The organism is Pseudomonas syringae pv. cilantro (genome assembly GCF_001293775.1).
In the GTDB taxonomy this organism is placed as follows: Bacteria; Pseudomonadota; Gammaproteobacteria; order Pseudomonadales; family Pseudomonadaceae; genus Aquipseudomonas; species Aquipseudomonas syringae_P.
This window is the reverse complement of the sequence record NZ_LGLN01000065.1, coordinates 225,262-237,093: the sequence shown is the minus strand read 5'-3', so window position 1 is coordinate 237,093 and position 11,832 is coordinate 225,262. Positions and strand designations below refer to the sequence as shown.

At 60.4% G+C, this 11,832-nt stretch carries 7 protein-coding genes and 1 other RNA gene; 7 read left to right on the top strand and 1 reads right to left on the bottom strand.

What is annotated here, in order from left to right:
- Window positions 1-48 precede the first annotated feature (48 nt).
- The 5 genes from ABJ99_RS16615 (at window position 49) to ABJ99_RS16595 (ending at window position 9,431) form a co-directional block, all read left to right on the top strand.
- Window positions 49-708, top strand: a complete 660-nt coding sequence (locus ABJ99_RS16615; protein ID WP_054086737.1) for a GntR family transcriptional regulator — start codon at window positions 49-51, stop codon at window positions 706-708.
- A 4-nt stretch (window positions 709-712) separates the two neighbouring features.
- Window positions 713-4,201, top strand: a complete 3,489-nt coding sequence (gene smc / locus ABJ99_RS16610) for a chromosome segregation protein SMC (protein WP_054086736.1) — start codon at window positions 713-715, stop codon at window positions 4,199-4,201.
- Window positions 4,202-4,452: 251 nt separating this feature from the next.
- Window positions 4,453-5,319 carry a cell division protein ZipA gene (zipA, locus tag ABJ99_RS16605; protein WP_007251146.1) on the top strand — a complete coding sequence of 289 codons (867 nt, stop codon included), beginning with the start codon at window positions 4,453-4,455 and terminating at the stop codon, window positions 5,317-5,319.
- Between the two features lie 131 nt (window positions 5,320-5,450).
- Complete coding sequence (gene ligA / locus ABJ99_RS16600) at window positions 5,451-7,814, top strand: NAD-dependent DNA ligase LigA (protein ID WP_054086735.1); 2,364 nt, start codon at window positions 5,451-5,453, stop codon at window positions 7,812-7,814.
- 450 nt (window positions 7,815-8,264) lie between these two features.
- Window positions 8,265-9,431 (top strand): zinc-binding metallopeptidase family protein, encoded by a 1,167-nt coding sequence (locus ABJ99_RS16595; RefSeq protein ID WP_054086776.1) that lies wholly within the window; start codon window positions 8,265-8,267, stop codon window positions 9,429-9,431.
- Here the strand turns inward: ABJ99_RS16595 and ABJ99_RS16590 are convergent.
- Window positions 9,425-9,970: a GNAT family N-acetyltransferase gene (locus tag ABJ99_RS16590; protein ID WP_054086734.1), complete on the bottom strand. Its 546-nt coding sequence runs from the start codon at window positions 9,968-9,970 to the stop codon at window positions 9,425-9,427. The two genes, ABJ99_RS16595 and ABJ99_RS16590, sit on opposite strands and share 7 nt — an antisense overlap.
- A gap of 225 nt (window positions 9,971-10,195) precedes the next feature.
- On the opposite strand from ABJ99_RS16590, the gene ffs reads away from it, so the two are divergent.
- An RNA gene (gene ffs / locus ABJ99_RS27285) (signal recognition particle sRNA small type) lies at window positions 10,196-10,292 on the top strand.
- Between the two features lie 245 nt (window positions 10,293-10,537).
- Window positions 10,538-11,662, top strand: a complete 1,125-nt coding sequence (locus ABJ99_RS16585; RefSeq protein ID WP_054086733.1) for a mechanosensitive ion channel family protein — start codon at window positions 10,538-10,540, stop codon at window positions 11,660-11,662.
- Window positions 11,663-11,832: the final 170 nt, after the last annotated feature.

Below are 11,832 nucleotides of genomic sequence, written 5' to 3'. Positions count from 1 at the left end.
ATACACTTCGCGGCTAGCAGCAGAACTGGTTTTTTTTGAAGGATAGTCATGACGTTCAAGGCACCGGACAGCCTCGCTGAGCAAATTGCTCATCACCTTGCCGAGCGGATCATTCGCGGTGAGCTCAAGCCTGGAGAGCGAATCCAGGAGCAGAAAGTCACGCAGGCGTTGAACGTCAGCCGTGGCTCCGTGCGCGAAGCATTATTGATTCTGGAACGCCGCCATCTGGTAGTGATTCTGGCGCGTCGTGGCGCGCAGGTGACAGTGCTCAACGCGCACAATGTCACCAGCCTGTGCACTTTGATGAGCGAGTTGTACATTCTGCTGGCCAAGGCCGTGGGCGAACGCTGGCAGAGCGAAGAGGATCTCGCCCCGTTTCGGTACATCCAGCAGCGCCTGCAGGCCAGCTTCGAGCAGCAGGACGTCAGGCTGTTCGTTGAAGAGAGCTTCAATGTGATGCGCGCGGCCTATCTGTTCGCCAACAACCCGTATCTGGAGGAAACCGTCGAGAACCTGCAGCCTTCGATGAGTCGCAGCTACTTTCTCGCGCTTGAACAGCGCAAGGCCGAAATGAGCGAATACCTGGTGCTGTTCGGCGACCTGCTGGCGGCTGTCATAGCGCGCGATCTGGCGCAGATCCGCGTGGTAGTGGCTAATTATTGCCAGCGCAGCTGTCAGCTCGTGCTGTCCGCTTTGGCAGCGAGCTGACGCCATGCGCCTGAAGTGCATCAAGCTGGCGGGGTTCAAATCTTTCGTCGACCCCACCACGGTGAACTTCCCCAGCAACATGGCGGCTGTCGTCGGCCCTAACGGGTGCGGCAAATCCAACATCATCGACGCCGTGCGCTGGGTCATGGGCGAGAGCTCGGCCAAGAACCTGCGTGGCGAGTCGATGACCGACGTCATCTTCAATGGCTCGACCAGCCGCAAGCCGGTCAGCCAGGCGAGCATCGAGCTGGTGTTCGACAATTCCGACGGCACGCTGGTGGGCGAGTACGCGGCCTACGCGGAAATTTCGATTCGCCGCAAAGTGACGCGCGATAGCCAGAACAGCTATTACCTAAACGGCACCAAATGCCGTCGCCGCGACATTACCGACATCTTCCTCGGCACCGGCCTGGGCCCGCGCAGCTACTCGATCATCGAGCAGGGCATGATCTCCAAGCTGATCGAAGCCAAGCCTGAGGATCTGCGTAACTTCATCGAAGAGGCCGCCGGAATCTCCAAGTACAAGGAGCGACGCCGGGAGACTGAAAACCGCATCCGCCGCACCCACGAAAACCTGGCGCGCCTGACCGACCTTCGCGAAGAGCTGGAGCGCCAGCTGGAGCGCCTGCACCGCCAGGCTCAGGCGGCCGAGAAGTATCAGGAATACAAGGCCGAGGAGCGTCAGCTCAAGGCGCAACTGTCGGCCTTGCGCTGGCAGGCGCTGAACGAGCAAGTCGGTCAGCGAGAGGCGGTGATCGGCAATCAGGAAGTCGGCTTCGAAGCGTTGGTGGCCGATCAGCGCAGCGCCGATGCCAGTATCGAGCGGCTGCGCGACGGGCATCATGATTTGTCCGAACGTTTCAATCTGGTGCAGGGGCGCTTCTATTCGGTCGGCGGCGACATTGCCCGCGTCGAGCAGAGCATCCAGCACGGCCAGCAACGCCTGCGTCAGTTGCAGGACGATCTGCGCGAAGCCGAGCGCGCCCGCCTGGAAACCGAATCGCACCTGGGCCACGACACCACCTTGCTCGCGACCCTCGGCGAGGAGCTGGAAATGCTCGAGCCCGAGCAGGAAATGACCAGTGCCGCCGCCGAAGAATCAGCCATCGCGCTGGAAGACGCCGAAGCCGCCATGCAGGGCTGGCAGGAACAGTGGGACTCCTTCAATCAGCAATCCGCCGAGCCGCAGCGCCAGGCGCAAGTTCAGCAATCGCGCATTCAGCAACTCGAACAGAGCATCGAGCGACTGGCCGAGCGTCAGCGCCGCCTGGCCGAGGAGCGGCAGTTGCTGGCGGCCGACCCGGAAGACGCGGCCATTCTTGAACTGAGTGAAGACCTTGCCACCCGCGACCTGACCCTTGAAGAGCTGCACATGGGCGAGGAGCAGGCGGTCGAGCGTCTGGAACAATTGCGCGAGGCGCTGCAAAACGCCAGTCAGGCGCAACAGCAGGCGCAAGGCGAGTTGCAGCGGCTCAATGGCCGACTGGCTTCGCTGGAGGCCCTGCAACAGGCGGCACTCGATCCGGATACCGGCACCGCCGAATGGCTGCGCGATCAGCACCTGACCGAGCGCCCGCGTCTGGCCGAAGGGCTGAGTGTCGAGGCTGGCTGGGAACTGGCGGTGGAAACGGTTTTGGGGGCCGATTTGCAGGCGGTGCTGGTCGATGACCTTGACGGGCTGGACCTGGCCGGCTTCCAGCAGGGCGATCTGCGTTTGCTGAGCGCCGGTGCTGACACGGTACGCGTGCCGGGCAGCTTGCTGGAAAAGGTCGAAAGCACGGTCGATCTGTCGGCCTGGCTGGGTCAGGTGTTTCCGGTCGAGAACCTCGACGAAGCGTTGGCGCGGCGCACGCAACTGAGCGCCGGGCAAAGTCTGATCAGCCGTGATGGCTATTGGGTCGGTCGGCATTTTTTACGGGTCAGGCGCGCCAGCGAAGCACAGAGCGGCGTGTTGGCGCGTGGCCAGGAATTGCAGCGGCTGGGGCTGGAGCGCGACGAGCGCGAAGCGACCCTGGCAACGCTGGAAGAACAGTTGCTGAGCCTGCGCGAGCAACAGTCGCAGCAGGAAGAAGCCCGCGAGCAACTGCGCCGTCGGGTGCAGGACGAAACCCGTCAGCAAAGCGAGCTCAAGGCGCAATTGTCGGCGGCGAAGGTGAAGGTCGAGCAGTTGACCCTGCGCCGCACGCGTCTGGATGAAGAGCTGGCCGAACTGGCCGAACAGCGTGCCGCCGAGCACGAACAGCTCGGCGAGTCGCGCCTGCAGTTGCAGGACGCGCTTGACGCCATGGCGCAAGACACCGAGCAGCGCGAAGTGCTGCAGGCGCAGCGCGACTCGTTGCGCGAGCGTCTGGACCGGATACGCCAGGATGCCCGTCAGCACAAGGACCACAGCCATCAACTGGCGGTGCGCCTGGGCTCGATCAAGGCGCAATACGATTCGACACGTCAGGCGCTGGAGCGCCTGCGCATGCAGTCCGAAAGGCTGACGGAAAAACGCGAACAGCTCAGCCTGAATCTGGAGGAGGGCGAGGCACCGCTCGAAGAGCTGCGCCTCAAGCTGGAAGAGCTGCTGGAGCGGCGCATGGTGGTTGACGACGAAATGCGCATCGCCAAGAACGCGCTGGAAGACGCCGACCGCGAGCTGCGCGAGGCAGAGAAGCGCCGCACCCAGGCTGAGCAGCAAGCGCAACTGCTGCGCGGCCAACTGGAACAGCAACGACTGGAATGGCAGTCGCTGACCGTACGCCGCACCGCCTTGCAGGATCAGTTGCAGGAAGACGGCTACGACTTGCACGGCGTGCTCGCCACGCTGACCCCGGAGGCCAGCGAGCAGGCTGCTGAGCAGCAACTGGAAAGCATCGCCGGGCGTATTCAGCGTCTGGGCGCGATCAACCTTGCGGCCATCGACGAATACCAGCAGCAGTCCGAGCGCAAACGTTATCTGGACGCGCAGGATGCCGACCTTGTGGAAGCGCTCGATACCCTGGAGAACGTGATCCGCAAGATCGACAAGGAAACCCGAAACCGCTTCAAAGATACCTTCGATCAGATAAATAGCGGAATTCAGGCACTTTTTCCGAAAGTTTTCGGTGGAGGCTCTGCTTATTTGGAACTGACGGGCGAAGATCTACTCGATACAGGGGTGACAATCATGGCGCGCCCCCCCGGCAAGAAGAACAGCACCATCCACTTGCTGTCCGGTGGGGAGAAAGCTCTGACTGCACTGGCGCTGGTTTTTGCCATTTTCAAGCTCAATCCTGCGCCGTTCTGCATGCTCGATGAGGTGGATGCGCCGCTGGATGATGCCAACGTTGGCCGTTATGCGCGTTTGGTGAAAGAAATGTCACAAACGGTGCAGTTCATCTACATCACTCACAACAAGATCGCCATGGAAATGGCTGATCAACTGATGGGGGTGACGATGCACGAGCCCGGTTGTTCGCGGCTCGTGGCCGTGGATGTGGAAGAGGCCATGGCGCTGGTGGATGCCTGAGCGAATGTCGACAAGCGCGGCGAAAACTGCTTGAAAAAGCCGGAAAATGTCACGGTTGTGCGCCAGATGGCACTTCGGGTAGCAAAGAGACGTAACAGACGGTGTAAAGTTGCCTTTGGTCGTGCTAGTTTAGTGGCCACTTTTTTATTTTAGCGTGGGCAAAATGCCAGTCAGAACATAGACTTGGCACCACGTTTTAAAGGGGTTTAGGCCCTTATTTTCAGATTTCTTCATTAGAGGCACTGGATTACATGGAAATCGGTCTGCGCGAGTGGCTGATCGTCATCGGCATAATAGTCATCGCCGGTATTCTCTTTGATGGCTGGCGCCGTATGCGCGGCAGCAAAGGTAAATTGAAATTCAGGCTGGATCGAAGCTTTTCCAACCTTCCCGAGGAAGAAGAGCCAACCTCGGCCGAGGTGCTGGGGCCGCCCCGTGTGCTGGATACTCACAAAGAGCCGCAACTGGACGAGCACGACCTGCCGTCGATGAGCGCCAGCCCGCGTGACAACAAGCGCGGCAGCGAAAAACGTGGTGGCAGCGACAAGAAGCGCAAGGATGAACCGCAGCAGGGCGACCTGAATCTGGACATCGACGGTCCGAGCCTGTTTACGGGGCGTGACGATGATTTTCCGGACGACAAACCGGCCCAGCGCATTACCGAAGACAAGGATCTGCCTCCGGTCGAAGAAGTGCTGGTTATCAGCGTGATCTCGCGCAGCGAAGGCGGCTTCAAGGGTCCGGCGCTGTTGCAGAACATTCTGGAAAGCGGCCTGCGTTTCGGCGAAATGGACATCTTCCATCGTCACGAGAGCATGGCAGGCAATGGCGAAGTGCTGTTCTCGATGGCTAACGCCGTCAAGCCTGGCGTGTTCGATCTCGACGATATCGATCATTTCAGCACCCGTGCCGTGAGCTTCTTCCTCGGCTTGCCAGGTCCGCGTCATCCGAAGCAGGCATTTGATGTGATGGTTGCCGCAGCACGCAAGCTGGCTCACGAGCTGGATGGCGAACTGAAAGATGACCAGCGCAGTGTCATGACCGCGCAGACCATTGAGCACTATCGCCAGCGCATCGTTGAATTCGAGCGCCGTGCGCTGACCCAGCGTCGCGGATAAGCGCTTTCTTGCGCCGCTCCCTGACTGAAATCGCGCTCTGGCGCGCTTTCAAGGGGAGCCGGAACGCAGCAGAACAGAACCAACAGATGAGCAGCCTCGGCTGCTTTTTTGCTTTTTGAGAGAACACCCGTATGAAGGCCGTCGAAACCCGAATCCTCGAACTGCGTGCAGAGCTGGATCAGCATAACTACCGCTATCACGTTCTGGATGAGCCAAGCATCCCGGATGTCGAGTACGACCGCCTGTTTCATGAGCTCAAGGCGCTTGAGGCAGACAACCCGCATCTGGTTACGCCGGATTCGCCCACGCAGCGGGTCGGCAGTGCCGCCTTATCGGCGTTCACCCAAGTACGTCACGAAATGCCAATGCTCAGCCTGGGCAACGCCTTCGAAGAGAACGACTTGCGCGAGTTCGACCGTCGGGTGACCGAGGGGCTGGATTTGCCTGCTGGCGATCTGTTCGGCGCGGGCAGCGCGGTCGAGTACAGCTGCGAACCCAAGCTGGACGGTCTGGCGGTCAGCCTGCTGTATCGCGACGGGGCGCTGGTGCGCGGCGCGACGCGGGGTGATGGCACGACCGGCGAAGACATCAGCGTCAATGTGCGCACGGTGCGCAACATCCCGCTCAAGCTGCAAGGCAAGGGCTGGCCGGAGGTGCTGGAAGTGCGCGGTGAAGTGTTCATGTCAAAGGCCGGTTTCGAGCGGCTGAATGCCAGCCAGCTGGAAATCGGCGGCAAGACCTTTGCCAACCCGCGTAACGCAGCGGCTGGCAGCCTGCGCCAACTGGACTCGAAGATCACCGCCAACCGCCCGCTGGAATTCTGCTGCTATGGTCTGGGGCAGACGTCGGCGGAAATCGCCGACACCCACATCGGCGTATTGAACGCGCTGAAAAAATGGGGCATGCCCGTCAGTCGCGAGCTGAAGCTGGCGAATGGCGTCGAGGAATGCCTGGCCTATTACAAAGACATAGGCGAACGACGCCTGTCGCTCAGCTACGAGATCGATGGCGTGGTGTTCAAGGTCAATAGCCTGGCCGCTCAGCGCGAGCTGGGCTTTCGTGCCCGTGAGCCACGCTGGGCGATTGCCCACAAATTCCCGGCCATGGAAGAACTGACCGAACTGCTGGACGTTGAGTTTCAGGTAGGCCGCACCGGTGCCGTGACGCCGGTTGCGCGTCTCAAGCCGGTCAAGGTGGCCGGCGTCATGGTCGCCAATGCCACGCTGCACAATATGGACGAAGTGGCGCGGCTGGGGCTGATGATCGGCGATACCGTGATCATTCGTCGCGCTGGCGATGTGATCCCGCAGGTGGTGCAGGTGGTGGTCGAGCGTCGTCCACAGACCGCGAAGCCGGTCGAAGTGCCGCAGACCTGCCCGGTGTGCGGCTCGCAGGTCGAGCGCACGCAGTTGGTCAAGCGCAGCAAGGGCAAGGAAACCATCAGCGAAGGCGCGGTGTACCGCTGCGTCGGGCGCCTGGCCTGCGGTGCGCAGCTCAAGCAGGCGATCATCCACTATGTGTCGCGTCGTGCCATGGACATCGAAGGCCTGGGCGACAAAACCATCGAGCAACTGGTCGATGAAAAACTCATCGGCTCGCCTGCCGACCTGTACAAGCTGAAATACGAACAGATCATCGATCTGGAAGGCTTTGCCGAAATCTCCAGCAACAAGCTGCTCAAGGCCATCGCCGACAGCAAACAGCCGACGCTGGCGCGTTTCATCTATGCGCTGGGCATCCCCGACGTCGGCGAAGAAACGGCCAAGGTGCTGGCGCGCTCGCTGGCGTCGCTGGATCGCGTAAAACAGGCATTGCCGGAAGTGCTGACTTACCTGCCGGACATCGGTCTGGAAGTTGCCTACGAGATTCACAGCTTTTTCGAGGACGAGCACAACCGTAACGTTATCGACGCGCTGCTGGGCGAGTGCGGTCTGCAACTTCAGGATCAGGGCGAGCTGGGTGCCGAGTTTGCCGCCAGCACCACGCTGGAGGGGCTGATCGACAAGCTGCACATTCCATCGGTAGGGCCGGGCGCTGCGCTGAAGCTGGCCGAGAAATTCGGCATGCTGGAAGCCATCATCAGCGCCGACTGGCTGGACATGCGCCAGGCGCTGCCCGAGAAACAGGCCAAATCGGTCCGCGACTTCTTCGACGACAACGCCAACGCCGAGCGCGCCCGGGCTATCGAAGCCCAATTGAAAGACTTCGGCATGCACTGGCGCAGCGAGAAAAAGACCATCGAAGGCTTGCCATTGGCAGGCCAGACCTGGGTGCTGACCGGATCGCTGGAACGCATGAGCCGAGACGTCGCCAAGGAAAAGCTCGAAAACCTGGGCGCCAAGGTGTCCGGCTCGGTATCGGCCAAGACTCACACCGTCGTCGCAGGGCCCGGTGCCGGCTCGAAACTGACCAAAGCCAACGAACTGGGCCTGACCGTGCTGGATGAAGAGGCACTGCTCAAGCGTCTGACCGAGCTGGGCGTGGCGGTTGATTGAGCAAGGCCGGTGGTGTATCACCGCTGAGCGCATGGTATAGGCACGAAAATTTCACCCAAGGCATTCGTAAGCTGGAGCGCTCTTCGTTATACACAAATCCTGAAGAGCCCTTGAGCGCGGCTTTCTGGCTTTTGCCCGCACGCGTGGGAGCGGACTTGTCCGCGAAAGGGCCGGTAAAGTCACCGAACATGTATCGTCTGAACTACCGCATTCGCGAACAAGCGAAGCGTCGGCCGATTCGCTCCCACGGCCTTCGGCCAGAATCTACAGCAGACTTTTGTATAACGCTGAGCGCTGGAGCGTTGGAACGATGATCTCAACTGTCGTGCAACGCACCGTTTTAGCCCATGAAATCGCCGTCAACCCAGTCCGCGCATGCCGCCCGATAATATTTTGAACCCCTTAACCTTCGGTATGATCTAGTCCATGCAAGGTCAACGGGAGATCACCATGTATCGCTTTTTCGAGCAATTGAGTTCACGCATTACCGCCCCATTTGGCGGCGAAACCAAACGTAACAGCAAGGTCTGGCAGTGCACCTGCGGCCAGTCGGTGTTTTTCCCCAATTCCCAATGCCTTGCCTGTGCGGCAGCGCTGGGCTACCTGCCAGAGCAGGGGCGGGTCGCGACACTCGAAGCGGGTCCGGAGCTTACCACCTGGCGCCTTAGTGACGAGCCGGGCGCAGGGCTGTATCGACGTTGCGCCAACCTCGACACACCTGCGGCCTGCAACTGGCTGTTCCCGGAGCACAACGCGGGTGAGTTCTGCGTCGCGTGCAGCCTGAATCGCACCATTCCCGACCTGTCGATTGCCGAAAACGGCGAGCGCTGGCGCAAGGTCGAAACGGCCAAGCGTCGTCTGGTTGCACAACTGATCTCCCTCGGGCTGCAGGTCATTCCCAAGACCGTTGACGAAGAGACTGGCCTGGCTTTCGATTTTGTCGGCGTCGATCTGGAAGGCAAGCTGCCGACCACCGGCCACGCCAACGGCCTCATCACTCTGAACATCGAAGAAGCCGACGATGCGCACCGCGAAGCAATGCGTGTGCAGATGCACGAACCCTATCGCACCTTGCTCGGCCACTTCCGCCATGAAGTCGGCCACTACTATTGGGATCGGTTGATTGCCGATACCCGCTGGCAGGACGGCTATCGCAACCTGTTCGGCGACGAGCGTGCCAGCTACGCCGATGCGCTCGATCACCACTACAAGAACGGCGCTCCCGACAACTGGCAGGAAAGCTTCGTCAGCGCGTATGCCACCATGCACCCGTGGGAAGACTGGGCCGAGACCTGGGCTCACTACCTGCACATGATGGATGCGGTCGATACCGCGCTGGGTTTTGGCATGAGCGCCCGCGACATGGAGCTCGACTATCAGCCATTCCCGCTGGATGTTCTTTACGATCCACAGCATCCCGGCGGGCCGGCTTTCCTGTCCTTCGTCAACGCCTGGATCGAGCTGGCCAGCATGCTCAACGAACTGTCACGCAGCATGGGCCAGCCGGATTTCTATCCGTTCGTGCTGCCACCTGCAGTGATTGCCAAGCTGCACTTCATCCATCTGGTGATTCAGGATGCAGGCGGCAAGGCTGACGAGGTCTTGCAGGCTCAGTAATGGACGTAGCGCCTGATCGACGGCGGTCGGGCGCTTGTTTGCACGCGGTGCCAGAGCTTCAGCGTCAGCCTGCGTTCAAAACCGATCCGGCCGCGATACGCCTCACCGGTATCTACCCAACCCTGACCCACATAAAGCCCGATGGCTGCGCTGTTGTCGGCGTCCACTGACAGCATCAATTGCTGGATGTCCGGCCATTTACGCTTGAGCGCAGCGGGTAGTGCTTGAAGGGTCGCTTTGCCCAGCCCTTTGCCCTGCTCGCGTTGGTCGATTTGCAACGCATGCAGCGTGGCAGTCAGGTCTTCCTGAACCCAGTGTGGCAGGCAGTCACCCCGTTTGAGCAGGAAAAACCCCACCGGTTTCTCATCCGTCAGAAACACAAAGCCCCGCACGTTCGGACTGGGGTTGACCAGAAGGGTATTGAGCGCCGTATAGATGTCGCCGGAGAACTGCGTCTGTTCCCGCGTGACCTCCAGTTGGTCCAGTTGCTGGCGCTGGGTGTGGGTAAGGTCTTCGTAGCCGACCAATCGAGTCTGCATGAGCAACCTGCTGGCTGATGATTGTTGAGGCGGGCAGGGTACCTGATCAGCGCCGGGTGTTTCGAGGAATTGCCGCGCCACCGGCGAACGTCGACTCCCGTTTCAGGCCCTGCACACAAGTGCTTGAGCCCTATCGAAATTTTTATCCGGGGCAACGGTTGTAAACTCGCGCAAGACCGGTACAATGGCGCGGCTCGCCACTGGCGAGCGTCGTTATGGTGACCCCATCGGTCCCCCCGCAACGATTACCCGTGAACCTGGTCAGATCCGGAAGGAAGCAGCCACAGCGGGAACATTGTGTGCCGGGGTGTGGCTGGTGGGGGCACCACCTTAACGAACCTTCAGTCGGTCCTCGACGTAGCATCATCATATATCCCCCACTTTCAAGCGCTCAGTCCAGTGCCGTGTTTCCTGCTGCCCAAATCAAACTGAACCCTCACCCCCACACACCACCTAATCCCCTTACGCGTCGCTTGAAACCGTTTTACGGCAAGGGGCAATTCAGGTCGCTGCGGGTGTCACAGGCTTTTCGGTCAGGCGTCTCGCAGCATTGGAGCCGGGGGCCGGATGGAACAGGACATCATCAGATTTTTCACAGACTCGCAATTTCTGGGCATTTCGCTCGCTAACTGGCTACTCGCTGTCTTTGCTTCGACCATCAGCTTTGTGCTGGTGCGGGGTGTCATTGGCTTTGTGCTGAGAAAGATGCGTGCACGACCCGCTGCGCCGAGTACGCACATGAGCTATATCGTGGTGCAGGTGTTGTCGGGCACCAGTAACGCCTTGTTGCTGCTGGCATCGATTTTGATCGGGGTCGGCATGCTCGATCTGCCCGAGCGTTGGCTTGGGCGGGTCAGCAGCCTGTGGTTCGTGGTCGCAGCCTTGCAGGTCGGGTTGTGGGCGAACCGGGCGATTGCGCTGGCGCTGCAACGCTACTTCGTTCGTCACAACACCAGCGGGACGTTTCAGGGCAGTGCCCTCGCGACGTTGAGTCTGTGGGGGGCAAAGGTGTTGCTGTGGGCCACCGTGGTCATGGCCATGCTGTCGAACGTCGGGGTCAACATCACGGCGTTCGTCGCCAGCCTCGGCGTGGGCGGCATCGCGGTGGCGCTGGCCGTGCAGAACATTCTTGGCGATGTGTTCGCGTCGTTGTCGATTGCGGTGGACAAGCCGTTCGAGATCGGCGATTTCATTGTCGTCGGCGAGCTGGCGGGCACTGTGGAGCATATCGGTCTGAAGACTACTCGCATTCGCAGCTTGGGCGGCGAGCAGATTGTGATGGCCAACGCGGACATGATCAGCAACACCATTCAGAACTACAAACGCCTGCAAGAGCGGCGCATTGTTTTCGACTTCAGGCTGACATACGACTGCTCGGTCGATCAGGTACGGGAAGTGCCGAAGAAAGTCGAGCAGATCATCAATGCGCAGAAACTGGCGCGCTTCGACCGTTCGCATTTCCGTGGCTTTGGCGAGACGTCGCTGGAGTTCGAGACCGTCTTCATCGTTCTCGACCCCAGCTACAACGTTTATATGGATGTGCAGCAGGCAATCAACCTGGCAATCATGGAAGCCTTTGCCGAGATGGATGTGCGTTTCGCATTCCCGTCGCGCACGGTGTACGTGGCGTCCTTGCCCCCCGTGAAAACCTCACGGCACACCGCGCTGGAAGCTGCCGACGCCAACGCGTAAGCAGTGTTATCAGGCTGGGAAGTGCAGCGCGTTGGTCAGGTCGCCCATCGGTGCCTGGCCGCGCGCGATCATGGCGTCGTCGCGGCGCTTCAGGCCGTCGAGTTTCTCCAGGCCATGGACGCGGGTGATCAGGCGCAGGATCGAGGCCGTGTCATAAACCGTGTGGTCCA